General features: G+C 50.3%; 15 protein-coding genes. 5 read left to right on the forward strand and 10 right to left on the reverse strand.

The features are described 5' to 3' along the window. Positions 1-110: 110 nt before the first annotated feature. The 8 genes from A6F49_RS18315 to ftsY all read right to left on the reverse strand — a co-directional run bounded on the left by A6F49_RS18315 (position 111) and on the right by ftsY (position 11,441). On the reverse strand, positions 111-515 hold the full coding sequence (locus A6F49_RS18315) for a transposase (RefSeq protein ID WP_150119565.1): 405 nt from the start codon (positions 513-515) through the stop codon (positions 111-113). 343 nt (positions 516-858) lie between these two features. Continuing rightward, complete coding sequence (locus A6F49_RS16390; RefSeq protein WP_043055749.1) at positions 859-3,396, reverse strand: glycosyltransferase family 2 protein; 2,538 nt, start codon at positions 3,394-3,396, stop codon at positions 859-861. Between the two features lie 206 nt (positions 3,397-3,602). Next, positions 3,603-6,002 carry a glycosyltransferase family 2 protein gene (locus A6F49_RS16395; protein WP_150119566.1) on the reverse strand — a complete coding sequence of 800 codons (2,400 nt, stop codon included), beginning with the start codon at positions 6,000-6,002 and terminating at the stop codon, positions 3,603-3,605. A gap of 280 nt (positions 6,003-6,282) precedes the next feature. Then, positions 6,283-6,522, reverse strand: a complete 240-nt coding sequence (locus A6F49_RS16400) for an RNA-binding protein (protein ID WP_043055781.1) — start codon at positions 6,520-6,522, stop codon at positions 6,283-6,285. A 5-nt stretch (positions 6,523-6,527) separates the two neighbouring features. Then, positions 6,528-6,950 (reverse strand): 30S ribosomal protein S16, encoded by a 423-nt coding sequence (gene rpsP, locus A6F49_RS16405; RefSeq protein WP_043055751.1) that lies wholly within the window; start codon positions 6,948-6,950, stop codon positions 6,528-6,530. A 183-nt stretch (positions 6,951-7,133) separates the two neighbouring features. Next, positions 7,134-8,390 (reverse strand): nucleotide sugar dehydrogenase, encoded by a 1,257-nt coding sequence (locus A6F49_RS16410; protein ID WP_043055752.1) that lies wholly within the window; start codon positions 8,388-8,390, stop codon positions 7,134-7,136. Between the two features lie 141 nt (positions 8,391-8,531). Further along, positions 8,532-10,118, reverse strand: a complete 1,587-nt coding sequence (gene ffh, locus A6F49_RS16415) for a signal recognition particle protein (protein WP_043055753.1) — start codon at positions 10,116-10,118, stop codon at positions 8,532-8,534. Between the two features lie 138 nt (positions 10,119-10,256). Further along, positions 10,257-11,441 (reverse strand): signal recognition particle-docking protein FtsY, encoded by a 1,185-nt coding sequence (gene ftsY / locus A6F49_RS16420; protein ID WP_082911876.1) that lies wholly within the window; start codon positions 11,439-11,441, stop codon positions 10,257-10,259. Between the two features lie 105 nt (positions 11,442-11,546). Between ftsY and A6F49_RS16425 the strand changes: the two genes are divergently transcribed. Then, complete coding sequence (locus A6F49_RS16425; RefSeq protein ID WP_067605887.1) at positions 11,547-12,833, forward strand: MFS transporter; 1,287 nt, start codon at positions 11,547-11,549, stop codon at positions 12,831-12,833. Here A6F49_RS16425 and smc read toward each other — a convergent pair. Beyond that, a complete protein-coding gene (smc, locus tag A6F49_RS16430; RefSeq protein ID WP_043055754.1) occupies positions 12,830-16,387 on the reverse strand; it encodes a chromosome segregation protein SMC in 3,558 nt (1,185 codons plus the stop codon). The two genes, A6F49_RS16425 and smc, sit on opposite strands and share 4 nt — an antisense overlap. A 25-nt stretch (positions 16,388-16,412) precedes the next feature. After that, positions 16,413-17,576 (reverse strand): non-hydrolyzing UDP-N-acetylglucosamine 2-epimerase, encoded by a 1,164-nt coding sequence (gene wecB, locus A6F49_RS16435; protein ID WP_043055755.1) that lies wholly within the window; start codon positions 17,574-17,576, stop codon positions 16,413-16,415. 295 nt (positions 17,577-17,871) lie between these two features. Here wecB and A6F49_RS16440 point away from each other — a divergent pair, with 295 nt between their 5' ends. The 4 genes from A6F49_RS16440 to A6F49_RS16455 all read left to right on the forward strand — a co-directional run bounded on the left by A6F49_RS16440 (position 17,872) and on the right by A6F49_RS16455 (position 23,788). Then, positions 17,872-18,765: an ABC transporter permease gene (locus A6F49_RS16440; protein WP_043055756.1), complete on the forward strand. Its 894-nt coding sequence runs from the start codon at positions 17,872-17,874 to the stop codon at positions 18,763-18,765. Beyond that, the gene (locus A6F49_RS16445; RefSeq protein WP_043055757.1) at positions 18,765-19,625 is read left to right on the forward strand and encodes an ABC transporter ATP-binding protein; all 861 of its coding nucleotides are present in this window, start codon (positions 18,765-18,767) and stop codon (positions 19,623-19,625) included. The genes A6F49_RS16440 and A6F49_RS16445 overlap by 1 nt, the downstream gene beginning before the upstream one ends. Before the next feature lie 111 nt (positions 19,626-19,736). Continuing rightward, entirely contained in the window at positions 19,737-21,578 is a 1,842-nt protein-coding gene (locus tag A6F49_RS16450) for a heparinase II/III family protein (RefSeq protein WP_043055758.1), read from the forward strand. A 92-nt stretch (positions 21,579-21,670) separates the two neighbouring features. After that, on the forward strand, positions 21,671-23,788 hold the full coding sequence (locus A6F49_RS16455; protein ID WP_082911877.1) for an acyltransferase family protein: 2,118 nt from the start codon (positions 21,671-21,673) through the stop codon (positions 23,786-23,788). The last annotated feature ends 16 nt before the right edge of the window (positions 23,789-23,804 follow it).

Here is a 23,804-nt window from a genome sequence, read left to right on the forward strand (position 1 = left end):
CGGCGAGTCCTACCGCGTCAAAAACGCCCTAATGAAATAACCCCTTATCGCCACTTTGGCAGGAAACCCTGCCAAAGTGGCCGGATTCTTATCGCTTTAATGGCCGACTTCTAATTGACAAAACACACCAGCGGTAATACGGTTGACGAGCAAGCTTGAGCACCCGACACGAGACCACCACGGGGGTTCCTTCGGTGGCCAGCTGTCTTACGAGCGGTAGAGCCTTTTCCCGGCAGATTGGCCTGCGATAAATACGCTGCGGCACGTCGCAGGACTTCGTTTTCTTGTTCCAGTAAGCGGTTGCGTTTCCGCAATTCCTTCAGCTCGTCGTGCTCTGACTTGGCCACGTCTGGTTGTTCCCCAGATGCGGTGCGGGCTTGGCGCATCCATTTGTCCAGGGTGCCGACATGGATGCCAAAGTCTTGAGCGATTTGAGCCAGTGTGACACCGGCATCACGATTCAGCGCAACTTCGACAACGTCGTCGCGGAACTCTTTGGGAAACGGGGTGGGCATAGGTTCATCCTTCCAGACCAGCAGTCAGCTCGCCAGATCGAATGTCACCTATTCGTGCAGCAGGCCTTTGTCTTCACCGCGCCCACATAGGATTTCGAGGCCGAGGCAAGGCAGGAATCCACTCGGATAGTCGGAATAATGCGCTTGTTACCGAATCTCGCTCAGTATTCAGCGACGATTAGGGTCCGAAAAACCAAGTTACCGTCACACTTCCGGAGTTTAGGCCCGATGGCCTGGTGTCTAATGCATCTCAAGCCGCCTAAGGTCAGCAGGATCGTACCTGCGGTCCCGCTACCACCTGCTATGAATAAATATAACGGAACAAATAAAACCTCGATCTCATCTAAGCACTTTTAAAAATCCATTGTGCATGTTTTCTCAGGTAATTCTCTTTGAAAAGTAATAACTCACGTTTTTTATCATCAGTGGCGGTCTGTGTCTTGGAATTCGTCTTAGTGTCATCTAAAGCATGTACCAGAACCTTACAGATCCTTTTTAGACCCGTTGAACCGTAATAATGTTCCATGCGGCTTTCAAATTCTTTGTCGCCTCGGGTACGCACCTCGGCGAATGCACCGATCTCTTCTACGGCGCTACTTCTGACCAGTAACGATACTGGTCCGTGCCCTAGAATAGAGCCGTCATTTTCAAGTTGAATAGCTCCATCGTGAGAAACCCGGATGTGCTGTCCAATCACAGCTTGCGTACGAGTATCCAAACTATCCACCTGAACCCTAAGACGATCCGGCAATGAGACATCATCAGCGTCCTGAATGGCGATAAAAGCACCACTAGCGCTCTGAAGCGCGATGTTACGCGACCTGTAGGGACCCATGTTCTCCGAATTACGAATGACTTTTAGTCTTGTGTGTTTTCGGGCCCAGGTTTCTGCAATGAGAGCGGTGCCGTCAGTGCTGTAATCATCCACAACGATAAGTTCAAAGTTTCGATAAGACTGATTAAGAATGGACTGCATTGCCATACTGATCGTATCTTCGGAATTGTAAGCCGTTAGAATGACGCTAACCAAGGGATCATCATTTCGCGGTTCATGTTCGCCGACAGTCGACAAAACACGGTGATGCCCTTCATAATCCCGAGGCTCAGACTTGGCTCTAAGCCAATTTGTCTTGAAATAACTCACTATCTCGGGATGATCAGCTAGATAACTCTTGTGCGAGTTATTGATGGCGTCCCAAATTAATTGAGCTCCACTCTCGTCGTTCACGACGGTCACGATTTTGAGAAGAGAAACGAGAAGTTCAACCTGGATAAGGCTCAATTGAAGGTCAGCAGTCTCTACAAGAGGCGTCACACGCGAAGTATAAAGTGGTGCAGTCTCTGCCAAGGCTCTCACTAGTCTATTGACAGCCGCGCTACGGTTTACGGTGTCTTCATTGCTGAACAACGCTGTAAGCCACTTGCCGGCCCCTAGATTTTCTTTCTGGTCTGTGTCGTTTAAGCAAATGAGTACCATGCAAGCTTGAAAAAATGCATCTTCCGAATGACTTATTTTCAAAGAAGATCCAATGACGGCTGCCCGTTCGTATTTATGATTCCGTGTGAGAAAAAGAAAATATTCGAACAAGATATCAGTCGTTTTCCCGTCACCCAGCGCTCCACTAACTCGTATCGCATGTAAGTAGTATTTATCAGCTTCGACAGAATAATAAAGACCTGCACAGAAATTGGCGTGCAGACGGATTGCTTCCGAAGTATCTACTTTCTCTTGAATAAAAACACGCGAAAAGCTGATTGCAGCCGCTTTGTTCAACTTCCATAATCTGGTCAATAGCTGTCGACCCAACATGGGAGTCACATTGCTACGAAGTAATTCAAGAATGATGCCCTCGCGGGTGGCGGGATCAGCGTAGATATCCAACCAACGGAGGATACTTGCGAGGCGTTTTTCATCGTATTGATGCAGGGCTTCAGCTCTAGAACCTTCAGCCTGTCGAAGGACGCCTAAGGCTTGAACTAGAGATGCGTCCAATATCTCATGGTTTGGAAATGATTCCAGTCGCCGTAGTGCATCTTCTTCTCCCCAGGGGGCTGCTTCTCGGATTTCGCGTGTTTCAGGGCCAAGGTCTGAATAATGCTTGGAGTGTTCCTCATCAGCCAGCAAAGATGTGAGCCAATGACTTCCATGAGGTACCACAAAACAAACAATATTATTGCTCTTAAGAAATGAAGCAAAAGTAGCGTCGGAGACAATTGCATGTGATTGCGAAAAGCTTTTCGGCAGAATGGAAACATCGAATGCCATCGTGGCTGAATGTAGCATTGAAGCGAAAGTAAGGAACTTTACCTTACTTGTGAGAGAGAATGAATGCCCATCTATGGCGTCTTTGGGATACCTCGGTAAGAATAAACCTTCAGCACCAACTACACTTTTGAACTCGGTACTTTTTAGCTGGGTTAGCATCTTCGATACATAATCCGGCGGATAACAAATCCACCCGTTGATTGGAAAGACGATCCCTTCATCTACCCGAGGCAATAGGAAAGAACAGCCCTCAGATAAGAGAGCGGAATCTACTTCTGATCTGATGATCTGTATGTGGGGTCGCTTGAGGATGTTTGGGACTGAAGTAAAGCCAATTAGATAAACATATATAGTTTCAACTTGCCAGTAGATCGAATCTAACGCATCTTTCAAATGAGGCATATGAGCAGGCGTTACCACGAGCGTCGCTAGCACGGGCACTTCGATGTCCTGGATCGTAGTCGGAACAGGAAATACAGGATGTGTCGTAGTCTCTGCAGATCCCACCCCGGCTTTTAGTGCCGCCTGTTTGTTCCGATACCCTTTTAGATTTCCCTTACGCAAATGCCAGAGTTTGATCCTTTGACGGCGCAACCAACCATATTCTTGACTCATTTATTACCTCAATTGACAGAGTTATCGAAAGCCTCGGGACACCGAAGCTCTGCTCACCGCTGGAACACCCAATATCGCTATCCTGCAAGTCAAAACCGCTCTTTATCAAAAAAACAACGATACTTTGATGCATCGAGGAGTGCAAGTGAATGTACTTAGAATAGAACTGATGCCTGTACCAGTAGGAAAGGCAAGAGCATAGAAGATTACATTAATTCATGTATTCTATTCAGAAAAACGCCACGCGTGAAACATTGCTTCACGAAGGTCTGCCCTGCTTGAGCTTGCTTCCTATACATTTCTGTGTTGTTCGACATGCGACTGATTGTTCCACTAAGGTCCTCCACGTCCGCGTAAACCGCGGCTCCGCCATAAAGCCGCTCTAACCTCTTAGGAAGAATTACAACCTTACCTGCCTGCATAGCAGTAAGGACCGGCTCCCATACTTGATCTTCTAAGCGATAGTGCGGAAAGTAGACCCAAAAATCAATGCTTTTAAGGAACTCAGCTTCACTAAGGTCGTCCGGGGTTACAACCTCGATTTCTGCAAAACTTTCATTCCCGAATTTCTTGAATGCTGGTTCTAGCTGCCCGAAGAGTTTAGTCGAGAAACTTTCAGATGAATAAATGCTCCTAAAAGACTTGGCATTGTTCGGCCAACGATACTGATTCCCATATGAGTGAAAGCCTACTATTGGCTTTCTTTCAGGTAATATTATTTCTTCTGGCTCACCAGCTATGTGAGTATGCCAGATTAGGTTATCTGAGAGTAGTCGGAAGTGTTGTACACGATTCTGAAGTTCAAGATACTTTTCTTTGCTCCCACCCGTTAGTTCGAAGCGCGTATTGAAAAACCTGTCAAGGTTCTTGAGAGCCATTGCGTAAATTACAGGAGTCCTTAGCTCGCTTCCGGATAAAATAGGCTGCATGTGATCGACAACCACACTGCGCTTGGGTTCGACTTTAGAATTAAGTTGATCAAGAAACATCCCAATTGCAAGATCGTGTAGTACTAGTAATTCAGTGTTTGCCTGATCTTCGTTACCAACCTGTGTCACCTTACCTTCGACCTGTAATTCAAAAAGTCTCGGGGGGATCCCAGCTGGTGTGCTCGTTTCAGGAGAATATAGGTGCATATATCCGACGCGCAGACCGACTTCACTAAGTGTCGCGATTTCTTCGAGCGCTCGGTCAACATACTTCGCTTGTCTAAAGAAATCAGTCACATAGATAACGTCGAATTGACCCAACGACCGATTGCGTTGACCAGCCTCGAAAGTTGTCGGCACAGCATAAGGACGTTCATCTCCGGCCGTCCTGATGGCCTTCTGGCCGGACTTCCCAGCGCTCCAATGCCACTGACGAAATGACCATCGGTACAGCAGGCGAGAATAGGAAAAATAACCACGAGACATTTCGCCTGATGTGAGCGACCCCTCCCATATGCGGCTAAATGAAAGAGGCTGATCATTCAGATTAGTGACACGATCATTTCCGTAGTACTCAATAAGCCGCGTGTAGAATTCTGAATCTCCCCCGCGATTGACCGTATCCCACGGGCCGATCTCCTCCACAACCGATCTGCGAAACATCAGTGATGAATAGTTCATCTGCATGAACTGAGCCCGCATATTTATCCGACGAAAGTCAGCTTCTGCAGTTGTACGTATATGCGCAGAGGTAGTGGCAACAACCTCATTATCCTCGAGCATCACTTGGATTTGCATAGCGAGTTTGTCTGGGTGAGACCAATCATCATCGTCGTGCGTCGTGATGAAATCTCCGGTAGCCATCGCCAAGCCAGCGTTACGAGCCACATACGCGCCAGTATTCTCATTCTGGTGCACTATACGAATACGAGTATCGATTCTCTCTAGTTCATCAAAAATTGATCGATATTCTGCTGGCGATGAATCGTTAACGACGATGACTTCAAAATTCATCCATGATTGATCTAAAAGACTACGTATTGCTGTCCGTATGCCCGGTCCTGGGGAGAACGTTGGCATGATCACGGAGATCTTGGGCCCTGTGATTTGTCTGGAGCCCGCAGCCGTCAAGCGGTCCAATAGAGAGAGGGATTCATTATCAAGAAGGCTGACTTGCGACATACCCAGTTGAGAATAAAACTCATTGAGTTTTTCAAGCCATGTGAGTGGACTCTTTGCTGTACGTCGAATTCGGTGGAGCTCTAATAGATCTTGTTGAAATGGAGCCAGATCATTTAAGTCGAAACCTTTTGCTAGCTCCCTCGCTTGATCATAGAACTCCAGTTCATTGAGCGCTTCGACATACTGAAGCTTATTTTGATCACTAAATTCGTCGCCATCATGAAGCGCAAAAACAAAGTCATAAATCTTGACAGCCGAAAAAGTGTCCAGCTCGTCCCGTGCTGTGTTAGCAATCAGATCCGCGAGTGTAAGTAGTATAGCGCTATCGAATGTTTTTGCGAGAAACTCACGCCGAGCGTCAAACCCCTGATCAACAACCTCGTTCTCAATTACTGCGAGTAAATCTGACAGATCCAACGCGTGGTCCGATGCGCTCTTCGCGAAGAAATCTCTGATCTCAATTGAACGTGTCTGCAGAGCGAAACGATAAAACACAGAGAGATTGGTCTGGCACAGGTACCTATAGTAATTCTCTGCAGGATTCTCTAGCTCTATGAACGGCGCTGGGAGTCTTTCTGTCGCGGTTGCCCCCTGCGCTATCTCACGCCTGCGCCATCTATTAATCCACGACTTTAAGCGTTGGCTACGACTCGAGGTCACTCCCGGCACTCCATTACTATAATCAGTTTTCTGGTTCGACTGTCAGCCGTCTGGCATAAAAAATAGGCCATCTAACCAATATACTTCAGGTTAGATGGCCTATCTCAGTGATTTACTAGCGGCGTCGGTCTGTATCTACGACATCGACGCGTACAGAGTATCCAGCTAATCCCTCTATGACAGCACGAAGCGCGTTTGCAGTGCGCCCTTTACGACCAATCACTCGGCCGAGGTCATCAGGGTGGACATGAACACTCAGCATTTCTCCGCGTCTGTTGTTGCGAAGATCGACCTGTACGTCCTCGGGATAGTCAACGATCCCGCGTACTAGGTGTTCCAACGCTTCTTGCAACATGGACACTATTCAGCTGCCTCTTCAGTCTTATCTTCTTCTGCAGCTGGTTCTTCTGCCGCTGCCTCCTCAGCCTTAGGCTTGGTGACTTCTGGAAGAACTACGGAACCTTTATCTGGGGCAACGAAAGCTTCTTTTTCAGCTTGTTGCTTCAGAGTCGAGTCGTCGTATTCTTCGCCTTTAAATTTCTGCCAGTCGCCAGTCAGTTTGAGCAGAGCGGTTACCTGCTTGGATGGCTGAGCGCCTACGCCAAGCCAGTATTGTGCGCGATCAGTATCGATCTCAATGACCGATGGATCTTTCGTAGGGTGGTAGATACCGATCTCTTCGATGACAGCACCATCGCGCTTGGCGCGCTGGTCTGCAACGACAACACGGTAGTGTGGGGAACGGATTTTACCAAAACGCTTTAAACGGATTCTTACGGCCACTTTTGTGGTTGCTCCTGTTTCATAATATTTTGTGATCTTTTCGAAAGACCTGGGGGCAGGTTCTACGAATACATCACGAACGGACACACCGAGCAGAGAATAGAGGGTAATCTGACCGGCGGATCAGTACCGGACTATTATTGCAGATTACGGCTACTATTATCCAATTGACACGTCGGTTATTTACAGAACGTGTGCTTCTTCGCTGTCAGCCACACCACGAGTATCGAAAAGCAGCTTCGCTTTTGAAGCGATATCGGTCAGGTCGTATTCTTTGTGCGCTTGGAGCAGGATGACAATATCTGCTTCCTGTACTGCTTGGTCAAGGTTCTCAGCTGATTCGAATGTCGAACCGTTGAGCGACCAGCTTGGGACGTTTGCATCGTGATATGAAAGCACTGCGCCCTTGTCAGCAAGGCCGTGTCCAACTGGGATAGCGGGTGAGTGTCGTTGATCTGCAATATTCGCTTTGTAGCTCACTCCCAGCAGCAGGACTTTCGACCCATTAAGAGATTTCTGATGTTGGTTCAGTAAGTCTTGAACACGTTGAACTACATAGTTCGGCATTGAGTTGTTAATGTCTTCAGCCAAATCGACGAAGCGGAACGGGTGTCCGAGAGCTTTTCGCACCGAGTAATTCAAGTAGCTGGGGTCGATTGGAATACAGTGTCCGCCAACACCCGGCCCAGGGTAGAAAGCCTGGAAGCCAAATGGCTTAGTTTTGGCAGCCTTAATGACTTCCCAGATATCAATACCGAGCTCATGACTAAACTTGGCCATCTCATTTACGAGACCGATGTTGATGTGACGGTAGGTATTTTCAAGCAGCTTGGCGGTTTCTGCTTCTTTCGCGCCCTTAACTTTGACAACTTCTTCGATGAATTTGCTATAAAACTCGACAGCTAGATCACCGGATTCCGATGATACGCCACCGACGACTTTAGGAGTGTTTTCTAACCGGTAAGTCTGGTTGCCCGGGTCAATACGTTCTGGAGAAAATGCAAGATAGAAGTCTTGATCCAATTTCCTGTTGTTGGCTTCCAGAGCTGGAAGCAACAGTTCTTCGGTAGTGCCCGGATAGGTGGTGGATTCGAGAACCACTAAGGTTTGGCGGCGAAGATTTTCAGCAGTAGCTTTGGTTGCAGATTCTACGGCTTGCAGATCAGGCCGGCCAGCATCACCGAGTGGCGTGGGTACACAGATAACGACGACGTCTGCATTTTGGATCACAGTGTTATCCGTTGTGGCTTGATAACCGTTATCGAGCATCTGGCGAAGATCGGCGGCTGGAATATCTTCTACGTGTGATTTTCCTGCATTGAGATCATCTACGATTCGCTGGCTGACGTCCAAACCTGTGACATTGAACCCTGCGTTACTCGCTGCACGAGATAAGGGCAGTCCAACATATCCTTGACCAATGACTACGAGATCTTTCACGTGGTTTACTCCAAACCAATACTTTTCACACGCAACAAATTTTGCAACGTGATTGCATAACTAACGTTGTGCTCACTTAGTCGATTCAGACGCTATTGGCGGACAGGCTATGTGAGCTTAGCAGAGCTAATTCTAAACGCTCTACTTGAGATATTTTTCGAAACCCTTCGGCAGATTAAGATCTGATGGATCGAAATTCTGGGCATCAGCACCAGCACCGAAGGCAGATCCAATTTCTTGACTGGCCTTCTGAGCTAACCGTTCCTGCTCTTTACGAGCTTCTTGTTCTGCGCGAGCTGGGTTTCCGAAGCGCTGTTGCTTACGGTTCTTGCCCTTGCCCTTACCTTTGCGAGCGGGTCGGCGTCCTCCGGCTCCTCCAGGCATTCCTGGCATGCCGGGCATTCCCCCACCAGCTGCCATACGCTTCATCATCTTTTGAGCTTCGCGGAAGCGTTCAAGGAGCGTGTTGACTTCTGAAACGTGAACACCGGAACCAGCAGCAATGCGGGCACGGCGGGACCCGTTGATAATTTTAGGTACATTGCGCTCATATGGCGTCATGGAGCGAATGATGGCCTCAATGCGATTCACCTGTGAATCGTCAAACTGGTCTAGCTGCTGGCGCATCCCCTGTGCACCGGGCATCATCATGAGCATCTTCTTCATAGAGCCCATTTTCTTGAGCTGCTGCATCTGCTCCAGGAAGTCTTCAAGTGTGAAGTCTTCCTGATCGGCAAATTTCTGAGCCATTTTCTCGGCCTGAGATTTGTCGATTGTCCGCTCGGCCTGTTCGATGAGCGATAGCACATCGCCCATGTCGAGGATGCGAGAGGCCATCCGGTCGGGGTGGAAGACCTCAAAGTCGTCGAGGCCTTCACCTGTCGAGGCAAACATGATGGGTTTGCCCGTGATGTATTTGACCGACAGCGCGGCACCACCGCGAGCGTCACCGTCCATCTTGGATAGGACTACACCGGTAAAGCCGACACCTTCGTTGAATGCCTGCGCCGTAGCTACAGCGTCTTGCCCAATCATCGCATCGATAACGAACAAGACTTCATCAGGATTGGTTGCAGCTCTGATGTCAGAGGCCTGCTGCATGAGTTCTTGATCGACACCCAACCGGCCCGCGGTGTCGATAAGGACGATGTCGTGCTGGCGAACTTTGGCTTCCTCAACACCAGCTTTTGCTACCTCTACTGGGTTGCCGGTGGGATCTTCATGTTCGGAAGAAACACCTGGGTGTGGTGCAAATACGGGTACTCCGGCACGCTCACCGTTGACCTCCAACTGTTTGACAGCATTTGGTCGCTGTAAGTCAGCTGCAACTAGCAGAGGCGTATGGCCTTGTTGTTTGAGGTGTTTGGAAAGTTTTCCAGCCAGGGTGGTCTTACCTGCCCCCTGGAGACCGACAAGCATAATGACAGTTGGTGGAGTTTTTGCAAGGTGAATGTTGCGAGTCTCGCCACCAAGAATCTCTTCAAGCTCACTCTGGACGATCTTAACGACCTGCTGTCCCGGATTAAGAGCTTCAGAGACTTCTTCACCGAGTGCACGCTCTTTTACGTGTGCAATGAATTCACGTACCGCTGGTACCGCGACGTCAGCATCCAGCAAAGCGCGACGAATCTCGCGTGCAGTTGCATCAATATCTGCTTGTGTCAGTCGCCCTTTACCACGAAGATTCTTAAAGGTAGAGGACAGACGTTCCGTCAAAGTATTGAACACGTGCGATTATCCTTGTTGTCGACTCAGCTCGAATCAGATGTGTCGAGCATTAAAAATGGTACCTGGCGACTCACTTTATCAAGTCAAAGCGCCAGGTACACACCTGCTGCAACTGTTTTATCTTGCAGCAAAGCATCTTTAGCTAGCAATTAGGGCATCGACAAAGGTCTCCGCTTCAAACGGGGCCAGATCATCGGCACCTTCTCCAAGACCAATCAGCTTGACCGGTACGCCGAGCTGTCGTTGGATTGCTACGACAATACCGCCCTTGGCTGTACCGTCCATTTTCGTCAAGACGATACCCGTGACATTCACTGCTTCAGTAAAGACTTTGGCCTGCGCCAGACCATTCTGCCCTGTAGTGGCATCGATAACCAGCAGGACTTCATCAACCGGCGCCTGTTTCTCAGCCACACGTTTGACCTTGCCGAGTTCCTCCATGAGGTTCGCCTTGGAGTGCAAACGACCTGCGGTATCGACGAGTACAACGTCTACTTCTTGTGCAACGCCTGTTTCGACTGCAGAAAAAGCTACGGATGCCGGATCAGCACCTTCTTGTTCAGAACGCACAGTTTCAACACCTACGCGTTCGCCCCAGGTGGTCAACTGTTCTGCGGCTGCGGCACGGAAAGTATCTGCTGCACCGAGAATAACCTCGCGGTCTTCAGCCACCAGTACGCGGGCAAGCTTACCCACAGTGGTTGTCTTGCCGACACCATTGACTCCGACAACCATGATGACAGCTGGTTTATCGTCCTTGCGAGTTGCGGTGAGTCGGCGATCCATCGAGGGGTCAACCATGGCAACAAGCTCTTCGCGAAGCATGGCCCGAACAGTTTCAGAGTCACGAGTACCTTCGACAGTGACGCGTTCCTTGAGGCGGTCCACCAGCTCCATAGCTGGGTCCGCACCCAAGTCCGACATCAGCAGAGTTTCTTCAATCTCGTCCCAAACATCTTCGTCAATGTCATCCTGGGCAAGTAATGCGAGCAACCCTTTGGAAAAGACGTTATTCGACTTTGCCAGACGAGCGCGTAGCCGGGCTAAGCGTCCTGCTGCAGGTGCGGGCTTTTCAAGCTCGACCTCAGGTTCGGCAATGACCTCAGGCTCTGGTTCTGGTTCCGGTTCGGCTTCAACCTCCGGTTCAACAACAGCTTCTTCTTCAACTGTTGGTTCTTCAACCGGTGCTGGAGCCGTTACTGGGGTAGGTGTTGGCGGTTCGAGTACTTTGACTTGGGGTTCATCGACGGGCCGGTCGAGTGCGACAACTGCGCCGGCGCCGACCAGGACAGGTACAAGAAAGGCAATAAGAAGAAGTTCCACAAGTTATAGTTTGGCACACTTTTCACACAGTGCCACGTTCGTGTTATGCCACGGGCACACCAAACCGCCGCAAATCGCCAATTGTTGCGTGTCATAATGAACTATATGTCTGCGTCGATGGAAAAGATTAAAGTCCCCGGTGAGATCCGCATTCTTATTGCTGCGGCTTTCATCATCGCTATCGGCTTCGGCATTATCACTCCAGTCCTCCCCCAGTACGCCGAGTCATTCGGCGTCGGCGCCTTTGGAGTATCAGCCGTGGTGTCAATCTTCGGTCTCGCGCGGTTGATTCTCGCACCAGTCTCAGGCCGAGCAACCATCAAGTTTGGCGAATCAAGTGTCTACATCACCGGTGTAACCATTGTCGGCATTTCCATGTTTCTTGTTGCCTTCGCTCAGACATATACGCAGCTTTTGATCTTCCGAGGCCTGGGTGGTTTTGGCTCTACTCTATTTACTGTGTCCGCAATGTCGTTCCTGGCAGCAAAGTCACCGCCGACAATCCGCGGTCGAGTATCCGGTGCCTACGCTTCTGCATTTCTCATCGGAAACATTACTGGACCTCTCGTCGGCGGGCTTCTTGTAGCTTTGGGGCCTCGTGCGCCATTCCTTATTTACGGTGGTTCGCTGCTCATCGCGTCACTCGTTGTGTATCTAGGACTACATCGTCGCAAAAATGGTGAGCGCCATAAGATAGTCGATGAACGCGTGGCATGGTCTTTCACGGACGCTGTCAAAGAACACCCGTATCGCGCCGCGCTCGGATCATTCTTTGCTAACGGTTGGGCCACCTTTGGTGTTAGAAACGCCATTATGCCGCTCTTTGCGGCATCAGCATTTACTGGGACAGGCTTTGTTCTGGATGGTGCTCAGACCGCTGCCGTAGCCCTATCCATCTTTGCTGTGGGCAATGTTGTGGCAGTAACATTTTCATCCAGATTGTCGGATACGTATGGACGCAAACCACTTATTGTCTTAGGACTGGCTGTGGCGGCGCTGGGCACCGGGGTACTTGGGTTCATGACGAGTCCATTCCTGTTCTTCTTCGCCTCGCTGATTGCAGGGGCTGGGACAGGTATGCTCAACGCACCGCAGCAGGCAGCCATTGCTGATCTTGTTGGGCAAGAACGAAAAGCCGGTTCTGTGATGTCAGCAGCCCAGATGGCCTCTGATGTTGGTGCAATCATCGGACCGTTGTTCATCGGAGGGGTCGTAGACGTCTATGGCTTTGAACTAGGGTTCGGCATAACAGGCGTCATTCTTGCTCTTGCTTGCATCCTGTGGGTGTTCGCGCCAGAAACCAACACTCGAGCAATCGGGCGCGATCTAGAATCCGGAGCAAGGCAGAAAGTCTCCCAGGCGGAGAGACGATCTGATTCTGGTGCCGATTAAACCTGATCTAACTTTTGACTGATCACCTGGGAGACGCCGTCCCCGCGCATAGAAACGCCATACAGCGCATCAGAAATCTCCATGGTGCGTTTCTGGTGAGTAATAATGATCAGTTGCGAATCGACTTGCAATTCTTTAAAGATCGTTAGTAACCGCGTCAGGTTGGTGTCATCTAGGGCCGCTTCGACCTCATCCATGACGTAGAACGGGGATGGTCGCGCCTTAAAAATTGAGACAAGCATCGCGATAGCCGCCAGTGATCGTTCTCCACCCGAGAGCAGGGAGAGTCGTTTCACTTTCTTGCCGGCGGGCCTGGCTTCGACTTCAATTCCTGTTTCCAGCATATTGTCCGGCTCAGTCAAGGAAAGCCGACCTTCACCACCCGGAAAGAGTGTGGCGAAGACATGTTCAAATTGAGCAGCTGTATCCTCATAGGCCGAGGTGAAGACCTTCAGGACTGTGTCATTCACGTCTTCGATAATTTTCAATAGATCTCTACGCGATGCTTCCAGATCTTCCAGCTGTTGTGTGAGGTACTCATGGCGCTCTTTAACCGCAGTATATTCTTCTAACGCAAGTGGATTGATTTTTCCTAATGCGCTGAGATTTCGTTTGGCGGTGCGTAAGCGCTTCTGCTGCTCATGCCGATCATAAAGAACAATCTCTGTGGACTCGTCGTCTCCAGTATCGACTGGCTGGTCAGGGCCGAAGTTCTTTATCAAATACTCATGGGAATAGCCGAGCTCGGTGAGTGCACGTTCACGAAGCTGCTCCAACTTGATCTCATGTTCCTGACGAACTAATCGTCGCTCATGCAGCTTCTCTTGTAACTGAGTGAGCTCTTTTCGCAAGCTTGCAATGGCTTTTTCACTCTCTTCAAGCTGAGCAGCCATCTCAACCCGTTGAGCTTCGAGTGTTTCGTGATCAGATTCGGCGCGGAGAACACTTTGTTCAATATGTTCAATAGCACGGTCAATGCCAGTCAATAGAACGCCGAGCCGATGTTGCATACGACGTTGCCGTACTAACGCACGTTGATACTCTTGGTGTGCGATTTTCGCAGACGACAATCGTCGACGAGACTGCTCCACCCGTTGTTCAGCTTGCTGAGTCAGGTTCTCAGCCGTTCGCAAAGCTAAGCGGGCTTCAGTCTCATCTGCGCGAGTCTTGGTAGCGTGCCGTTCCGCTTGTTGCTGGGCTTCGGCCGCGTCTTCTGTTCCACCAGATGTTGTTTCGGCCAGAGTCGCTGCCGCCTGAAGTGCATCGAACTGTTCGGCTGCTTGCTCGTAGGATTTTCGAGCTCCTTCAAGCTCCTTCTCCAATTTTTCTTGCTGTTGAGCACTACGCTTCTGAGCCATGCGTTGTTGATCGATGGCACGTGATTGTAATTTGATACGCTCCCGCAGCGTTGTCACTTGTGTTTGCAGCTGTTGGATGGCGGGGGCATGCTGTTGGCGAGCCTGTTTTAGCTCTTCATGATTCTGTGTTGCCCCTTGTACCTCGAGTTGTGCCAGTTCGAGGTTCTTCACGATCTGATCAGCGTCTTTAATTGCACGATCATATGCAGCTCGCTGTTCGAGCGAAGTGGTATTTCCATCACCGCGAACCTCTAGCCAGTGCCTCGTGATGAGGTGTCCTTGTTTGGTGGCAATACGGAAATTGGGATGAGTCTCAAACAGCTCATGTTCTTGCAAGAGGTGTTGGACATCCTCAAGGCTCTCAACAGCAACTGACGAGGTGAAATAAGACATGAGATATTGAAAGCTCGTCTGCTTTCCCTCACGCGGTTTCACAATGTCTGAAATTGGTAGAACGCTCTCGACCTCAAGATCGATGACGGGTTGTTGTGAGATATCAGCAAAGAAAATTCGGACATCGGAAATTTCTTCGTTTTGAAGCCTTTCAGCAGCCTCGTATCCGGCGGCCCATGTATCGAGCCAGACAGACTCAGTGGAACCTGCTAGGAGCGCTGCGATAGCTTTTTCCCATCCTGGTTCGATGTCAAGAATTTCGGAGAAATCCAGCCCACCGATGTTCGCGATAGAAGCTTTAGCGGAACCTGGAGCAGGCTGCAAAGATTGAGCTAGCACTTCAACACGAGCACGGGCAGCACTTTCCGTATTTCGGAGTTCGTTGACCACACCTTCAACCGTTTTGACCTGCTGGCGTGCTTCTTGTTCCCGTTCGCGAGCTGCTGTCTCTTGCTCGCGTTGCTGATTTAACTCGGCCTCGACCTCAGCCAAGTTCTCCTTATGTGATGCAATTTCCTGTTCAGCGTCAGCAAATGACTCAGCGTTTAGACTTTCGTCTTGGTTGATCCGTGCAAGTTGTGCTTCAAGCGACTGCAGTTTTGTTTCAGCTGAGGTTTTTCGGCTTTCGGCCAAGGTGAATGATTTCTGCTGGTCTGCTTCTTCACGAACCAATTGCGTGTAGGTTTCGCGAGCCACGCGAACCTGTTTCTCCGCTTGTTCTCGTGCTATCACAGCTTCATTCAGCGAATAGTTGAGTGCTTGTTGCTTCTGGCGACTCGCCTCAAGCGCGTCTTGGTTTTCATTGAGCTGCGTTTCGGCTTCTTCAGGAGACAGCCCTGACGAAGCAACAGCTGGCCGAGAACTTGTTTTTAAGCGTTCGTTTGCCAATGCTTGCAGAGAACGAAACCGTTCGGCTAGCGCGGTGAGTTGATACCGATGATCACGAGCACTAGCAGCTGCCTGAGTCGTCTGTTGCGTTCGTTCCGCGAGTTCCTGGCTATGCTTCTCGCGCTCTACAAGCTGCTGAGCGAGTTCCTTATGCCGATGTTCCAGTGAATTATCGGAGTCGATAAGGTCTTGAAGCCGAGCCGATGCGGTGACAACGTCATCAGCTAAGAGTCTGGCTGAAGCATCGCGGACATCATGTTGAATACGCTGAGCTTTGCGGGCGGTGTTTGCCTGCCGAGATAGGGGCCCCAGTTGGCGGTGGACTTCCTCCGTGAGATCTCGAATCCGGTCCAAGTTGGCACGCATTGATTCGAGCTTGCGCTCCGAACGCTCTTTTCTTCGCCGATGTTTGAGGATGCCGGCGGCTTCCTCAATGAAACCACGGCGTTCTTCAGGTGTCGCTTGCAAAATGCGATCGAGCTGTCCCTGCCCGACGATGACATGCATTTCGCGGCCAAGGCCAGAATCCGATAGCAGTTCCTGGATATCGAGAAGGCGAGCGGGTTCTCCACTGATGTGGTACTCGGATCCACCGGATCGAAAGAGCGTTCGGCTAATGGTGACTTCGGAGAAATCGATCGGCAGAGTTCCGTCGGAATTGTCAATGGTCAGTTCAACCTGGGCGCGGCCTAACGGTGCCCTTCCGGTGGTTCCTGCGAAGATGACATCTTCCATCTTTCCACCACGCAGGTTTTTTGCCCCCTGCTCCCCCATGACCCATGCCAATGCATCGACCACGTTTGATTTTCCCGAACCGTTTGGTCCGATGACGGATGTAACGCCAGGTTCAAATTCAAACGTGGTCTTTGATGCAAAGGATTTGAAGCCACGAATTGTCAGAGTTTTAAGGTACATGGGAGGATCGCGAGTGCAGAGGGGTCTAGTTGTTTAGACCATCATCAAATTCAGGCATACGCTCGCCTACACCTAGCAATTGCTCAATGGCAGAAACGGTACGGGCACCTGCTTTACCGTCACCATATGGGTTAACTGCTTCAGCCATCGCATCATAGGCTGCTGGATCAGTCAACAGGGTATGGACTTCATCAAAAACGCGGTCTTCGTCGGTACCGATAAGCCGAACAGTTCCGGCAGTAACAGCCTCAGGGCGTTCAGTATTTTCGCGCATGACCAACACAGGTTTACCTAGACCCGGAGCTTCTTCTTGAACGCCTCCGGAGTCTGTGAGTACTACATTCGACAAGCTAATGAGATGCGTGAACTGACCGTAAGCCAATGGCTCAGTGACGACTACGTTAGATTTGCCGTCAATATATGGGAGCACTGCTTCACGAACCACGGGGTTCTTATGGGCAGGCAAGACAAATACAACGTCAGAGTGCGTATCTGCCAAGCGGGCCAAGGCACGGCCTACACCGCGCATGGCGTCTCCTTGGTTTTCACGACGGTGAGTCGTGACCAGCACGAGTTTTTTGCCCGCTTCAACTTCTGCGGCGACCTCACGTAGTCGCTCATCGTCGAAGGGGACTTTCTTATCAACAACGTCGTAGAGCGCATCGATGACTGTATTGCCTGTGACATAAACATCATCAGCAGAAACAGTCTCGCGCAGCAGGTTGTCTCGAGAAACCGACGTAGGCGCAAGATGCAGGGAAGCCAGCTGTGTTGTGAGCTTCCGGTTAGCTTCCTCAGGGAATGGAGAGAAAATATTGAACGATCGAAGACCAGCTTCGGCGTGCACGACCGGAATGCCACGGTTGAAAGCAGCGATCGCACCAGCCGTGGAGGTTGTTGTGTCGCCCTGCACAATAACTGCGTCTGGGGCGACTTCGTCCAGGATAGTATCCAGTCCCATCAGGGTCTTGGCCATGACAGCATTCAGTGTTTGTCGTGGTTGGAGAATATTCAAGTCATGAGCAGGTGTGATGCCGAAGAGTTCATTGACCTGATCCAACATCTCGCGATGCTGACCTGTCACTGTAACTACTGGGTCTAAAACATCAGATGCTTCCAGTGCTTTAATAATGGGCGCCATCTTGATGGCCTCAGGACGCGTGCCGTATACGGGCATTATCTTTTTCAACGTGCTCCTCTATTCAGGTATGGGCACTCACGTATGTGCTTCTGGGCTGGTGTTCTGAAACCGGACGCTCTCTACCTTATCCTTGCATTAGTGTAGTCTCTCAAACAGTGACGGCACTGGGTAGATAAGAGATAATGAACACTCTTCGAGCTGCCGCGATTCCAGTCGCATGTTCTTAAGCGATGGACACAGCGATTACCGCCGTACCTAAAATTGTGAAAGTATTATAGGTCGATAGCGTAGCGTGAGCTTTTGGTTACGAACTTATTGTTCGTAGTCACTGAAAGGAAACTACATGGCGACTGAGGATGCACCAAACCCGTCTAGTGAGGGTGGTACCGGACTAGTGCGCGTCGACGGTACTGGATTCACTCGGGTAGGACGTCGCGAGGGCCTGTGGACATATCTCAAACGAGTTTGGGAATTCCGGCATTTCATTGTTTTTGATTCGAAGTCGCGAATTGCTGGCGAGTCTTCTGACGATAGCCTTGGCCGCGTGTGGATGGTACTCAACCCCATCCTCAATGGCGCCGCCTATTTCTTAGTCTTCGGCGTGTTGCTCGGCACCAGTCGAGGTATTGAAAACTTCGTTGCCTACTTGATCATCGGTGTCTTCATGTACCGGTTCACCTCTTCGACGATCGTCGCCGGATCGAAAGCCATCTCTGGGAATCGTTCGCTGGTCACGGCCTTTAATTTCCCGCGAATGACGCTTCCTCTTGCCATTAACGTACGCGAAATGATGCGAAACGTAACAACGTACGTCACAATGTTCGCACTCATTCTGGTCATTCCGCCGCTTGAGCCCATTACTTGGAAATGGCTCGTATTCATCCCCATTGTCGCGCTGCAGTTCTTTTTCAATTTGGGCTTGAGTTTGGTACTCGCGCGGATTGTTGCAGACTGGAACGATTTCACACATATCATCACATTCGGTGTGCGAATTTGGATGTACCTCTCAGCAGTGTTTTACAGCGTAGAGCGTTTCGCCGATATGCCGCTTATTCTTGGTCTCATGAATGCTAATCCATTATTCAATGTTCTCGACATGTCTCGCGATGTTCTCCTCTATGACACTTGGCCTGAGCCCATGCGCTGGCTCATTCTCGGAGGTTGGACAGTCGGCCTGTTGATCATTGGTACTTTGATGTTCTGGCAAGGCGAAGAAAAATACGGAAGGGAGCGCTAATGAGTACAACACAGACCATTAAAACTGCCATTACTGATGCAACCGTTGTAGCGGATCAGGCTTCCCTCACTTACACGATTCGTAGCATTAGCCAAGGTAGCGGTCCACGAGGTCTGTTACAACGGGTCAAGGGAATAGCAGGAGTTTCCGAACAGCATGTGGAAGCACTAAAACCTCTCTCGCTTGTAGTGCGAACGGGTGAGTCAGTTGGGGTCATTGGAACAAATGGTTCCGGCAAATCCACCCTCATGAAGCTACTCACAGGCCATTTACCCCCGACTCAAGGGGCAATATATGCAACGTCGACGCCAATCATGCTTGGTGTCAATGCGGCTCTCGTTCGCCAGATCTCTGGTTACGACAACATCACGCTGGGTTGCCTCGCTATGGGCATGACGCGTCAACAAGTCGACGAAAAACGTGAGGCCGTTATTGAATTATCAGGCTTGGACGACCGTGCTCTCAGATTGCCGATGAAAGCATACTCCTCCGGTATGGCGTCTAGACTTCAGTTCGCGATAGCTACGAGTATGGACCCTGAGGTTCTTATTATTGACGAAGCGCTGAATACCGGTGATGCGCAGTTTCGGGAGCGCACCGCGGCACGGATCACCGAACTTCGCGAACAAGCCGGGTCAGTATTTTTGGTTAGCCACTCGTTGCCAACTATCCGTGAGATGACGAATCGATGCATCTGGATTCAAAAAGGCGAACTGGTCATGGACGGGGAGCCTGCCGAGGTTACCAAGGCATACCATGGCTACACCAAACGTATGGCTAAGAGACAGTACGAGGATGGCGCGGCATATTTAGAAGAGATTCGGAGCTCTTACGTGCCTCAGGAAGTGTCGTGGGTCTAATCGCGAATAATTGCATCAGCCCTGTAGAGGACCTCAAGGCCATAAGCGGAGACTAGTTTCTTCAAGGCGATATCATAAGTCCTGATCAGTTACAGAAAGGCTGTTTGTATAATGCGCGCTTGGTTGAAGCGTCTCTATAGGTTCGCTCGTAAAAATACAATCACTCCATCGCGTGATCATGTTCAAGCGCCAACCGGCAAGGACTATCAACAGCACGACTTTAGGATCAGAGATCTCAACCGTGCAGCTGCAAAGCGCCAAGCTACGATTGGCAAGAACTACAGTCGCAACGAGCAAACCCCTCAACTGTTAGCCGAACTCAAAGAAAATACAGTCACTCTTCCGCCTCATAACTCCTGGACTGGAGATTACACGGACTGGACCGCCGACCCATTTACTGACCTGAATTGGCGCTTTCAATTTCATACGCTTCGTTGGATTAATCCGTATCTGTGGGAAGCACTCGACGGCGATGAAGATTCCAAGACGGAATGGAAACGGATCGTTCGCTCGTGGGCTGAAACTAATATCCCTCCGAAACGCGCTGAGGACAAGTACGCATGGATGGACATGACGGATGGCAACCGGGCTATCCAAACAAGCCTCGGTGCGCCACTGATGGACCAGGATGATCAATGGTATGTCGATTTTCTGGCCATGCACAGAAATTGGTTGTTCGATAATTCAAATATCGTGCCAGGCAACCACGGACTGCACCAAAACCTCGGTCTCTTCGTTGTCTCGTCTGTACTCAGCGACGAGGCAGGCGTGCAGCGTTCCATTGAGCGTCTAGGTGCTCAAATACTCGATGCTTTCGATAGCGAAGGTCTCAACGAAGAGGGCTCGGTCGCTTACCATCAATACAACCTCGTATGGTGGTTGCAGGCTCGTGAAAGACTGCAGCTCGAAGGCTACGACTTTCCTACCGAAGCTCTCGAACGTTTAGACAAGGCTGGGGAAACAATGGCCTACCTCATCTTGCCAGACAAAACCATGCCTCAAATTGGCGATGGAGGGCGAGGCAAAGGCCGCTCAGGTATCCATCCCCTAATTGATCAGGTCATGCAAGGCGAAGTTGAGGACACTAACCTCGCGCTTTTTCGACACTTCCCTAATGGCTTGACAGTCTCTCGCAGCGGCTGGGGCGAGCAACGCCCCCTCAAAGACGAATCCCACACCATTGTTAGACATGGCCCCGATCTAGAAAGACATTCACATAATGACCGGGGTAGCGTCCATATTTACACCCAAGGTCGCAGGTGGATTACAGACGGCGGATTCCACAGTTATCAGCACCGCAGTCGTGACCGCGACTACACCAAATCAAGGTCTGCTCATAGCCTCGTCAATCTTTCAGAGCAAAGATATGACAAATCAGGCGACGTTCCTGCCCGGCTCGTCCAGCACGATGACACTCTCCATGCCATTGAAATTCATGATGAAAATTTTGAATCGGCACGATGGCTTCGCCGTGTCATATATCTTCCCGATATGGACTGCTGGGTCATCTGGGATCGGGTGCAAACCGACAAACAACAAAAGATCCGTCAGCAATGGCTCATCGACATCGGTGTTGAAGTATCTCAAAATGATCCCACCTCACTCCAACTGACGGATGATACCCGCCAGGTTGTGATGCGGTGGTTTGGAGATCATCCCACATTCGACATCGTCAAAGGAAACCGAAAGACCAAGTCTAAGCGCGGACTCATTGGTATTCGATGGAAAAGAATGAAAGATGGCACCTCGGTGCACGCGAATTTTACCGCTGACCAGGCAGAATCTATTGTGGTTATTTCAACGTCGGCGGTTCAGAGCTTGGATATCTCACTCAAAAGACGTTCTAAGATGAAATCCTTCAAGTTAGATATCAGATCACCACAAGGTGTCTACCGTTTGAATGTCGGTCTAAGCCGAACACGTCTACAAAAGCGGAAAATCAGAAAATCATAACTCTCAGGGAGTACCCTGAGTACTCCCGTCAAAGACGCTGAAGACCAGTGATCTGGTTTGCCTCGTGAGTCCATGATCACTATTGTCAAAGCATGCTGAGCAAGACAATCCAACCAACGCAGTCGGCGGCTCCTATCAGAAGCTCGTTTCGTTCCGAACTTCAGGGATTACGTGCCGTAGCTGTCGGACTTGTTTTGCTGTATCACCTTTGGCCGAACAGCTTCAGTGGCGGCTTCGTCGGCGTTGACGTTTTCTTTGTGGTGTCGGGGTTCTTAATCACAGGCCATCTCTATCGGGAATTGGCCCAAACTGGTCGAATATCCCTACCCAAGTTTTGGGCCCGCCGTGTGATGCGCTTGCTGCCATTGGCTTTTACGGTCTTAGTGTTCTCGCTCGTAGCTATGCTGTTGTTCCTCCCCCAAACGGTCTGGTCGATGAATGTCCGACAGTTGCTGGGATCGTTATTCTATGTGGAAAACTGGGTATTAGCTTCTGATTCGGTGGACTACATGGCAGCAGATAATGAGCCCTCGTTGGTCCAGCACTACTGGTCGTTATCGATTGAAGAACAGTTCTATATCTTGCTACCGCTCATCTTCGTCGGCATGTATGTTCTGTCGAAGAATAGGGGGACACAGTTAGAACAAGAGCAGCGTGCTCGCCGGGTGATCATCTGGTCTCTCGCTGCCATCATCATCTTGTCGTTTGTATTCTCGGTTGGGTTCACCAACTACAATCCTGCGCAAGCGTATTTTGTCACACCGACTCGTTTTTGGGAATTTGCAATCGGTGGGCTGCTGGCTATGCTGCCGGCTACGTCTAGGATACCCGTTGCATGGCAAAATGCGCTGGGTTGGTCCGGCATCGTCGCGATTGTGATCGCGGGGCTGCTCTATAGCGGCGAGACGCCGTTTCCGGGCTATACGGCACTTCTCCCGGTCATTGGTGCAGCGCTTTTTATCCGCTATGGCTCGCACCACACCGGCACTGGCGTCTACTGGTGGGCTTCGCTAAGACCTTCTGTTCGTATGGGTGACTGGTCTTACGCCATCTACCTATGGCATTGGCCGCTCATCATTGTGGCAACTTATCAGTTGGATCCCTTCGTGTGGTACCACAAACTTGTGATCATCGTCGTCACGTTTGTCCTTTCGGCGGCTTCTCAGAAACTCATTGAGGATCCCTTGCGACGAGCTAAACCGTTCAAGGTGCCACGGCGAGCCTTCACCCTTATGGCCTCAAACATGGCGCTTATTGGAGCCGTTACGTTCATTACACCGCAACTGCTGGCCCCGGAAACACACGAAGAAATCGCCATTTCCGATTGTGTCGGTGCTGATGCATTCTTAGCAAATTGTGAGGATCCGGGTACCAGCGGTGAGCCGAAGATCCCGGCGACACAAGTGCAACAAGAAGCTGAAGAACCGACCTATCCCGAATGCAATATCCCCGATGGATACACTGATTTCGATCGTTCAGACTGTAGTTTAGGCGCTCCTGAAGATTCGGCAGACCTCAAAGTTGCGGTCATAGGCGACTCTCATGCACGAGCATGGCTGCCACTATTTGATGAGCTTGGCAAGGAAAACAACTGGAATATTCAGGGCTACACGAAGAGCGGCTGTACCCCAGTACCGCTGTCAAGCGCTGCCCCTGAAACAAGTGGCTCAGGACGCGACGCTGCAGACGCTTGTGCTGAATTCGTGGCCGACTCTTCAGAAGAATTCCAACAAGATGCCGACCTCGATGTCATCGTCACCGCAGCCTCTCCCACCGATAGGACCTTTTACGACGAGGACGGCAGGAGCTCAGAGGCAACTACGTCGCAAGCGGTGGCTGATATGTGGGCGACATGGGCGGATGCCGACAAAGAGGTCGTCGTCATGGGTGAAGTCCCACATTTCAACGATATCAATGTGCCTACCTGCATCGCCTCAAATCCAGGTCAACTGGTCGAAGAATGTTCTCAAAGTGCCGATGACCTGATTGGTGACCGGGGAACCATCCTCACGGATACCGCTCAACACCAAGAATCATCTGTGAATTTCTATGACCCTACCGCTGGTTTATGCGATGAGGAACGCTGCTACAGCATGGTCGGTGGACTGATCACACGCTACGACCATCATCATCTATCAAGTGATTTCGCAAGATCCTACAGTGCCGACTTCATGAGATTCCTCAAAGAACATGAGGTCTCGAATGCATAGTTGCCTCGTTTTGCGA

Source organism: Enteractinococcus helveticum (genome assembly GCF_001657475.1).
Lineage (GTDB): Bacteria > Actinomycetota > Actinomycetes > Actinomycetales > Micrococcaceae > Yaniella > Yaniella helvetica.

Coding starts and splice junctions, on each gene's coding strand:
- A6F49_RS18315 (WP_150119565.1), bottom strand. CDS start 515: ATGCCCACCCCGTTTCCCAAAGAGTTCCGCGACGACGTTGTCGAAGTT.
- A6F49_RS16390 (WP_043055749.1), bottom strand. CDS start 3,396: ATGAGTCAAGAATATGGTTGGTTGCGCCGTCAAAGGATCAAACTCTGG.
- A6F49_RS16400 (WP_043055781.1), bottom strand. CDS start 6,522: ATGTTGCAAGAAGCGTTGGAACACCTAGTACGCGGGATCGTTGACTAT.
- A6F49_RS16425 (WP_067605887.1), top strand. CDS start 11,547: ATGTCTGCGTCGATGGAAAAGATTAAAGTCCCCGGTGAGATCCGCATT.
- smc (WP_043055754.1), bottom strand. CDS start 16,387: ATGTACCTTAAAACTCTGACAATTCGTGGCTTCAAATCCTTTGCATCA.
- A6F49_RS16440 (WP_043055756.1), top strand. CDS start 17,872: ATGGCGACTGAGGATGCACCAAACCCGTCTAGTGAGGGTGGTACCGGA.
- A6F49_RS16445 (WP_043055757.1), top strand. CDS start 18,765: ATGAGTACAACACAGACCATTAAAACTGCCATTACTGATGCAACCGTT.
- A6F49_RS16450 (WP_043055758.1), top strand. CDS start 19,737: ATGCGCGCTTGGTTGAAGCGTCTCTATAGGTTCGCTCGTAAAAATACA.
- A6F49_RS16455 (WP_082911877.1), top strand. CDS start 21,671: ATGCTGAGCAAGACAATCCAACCAACGCAGTCGGCGGCTCCTATCAGA.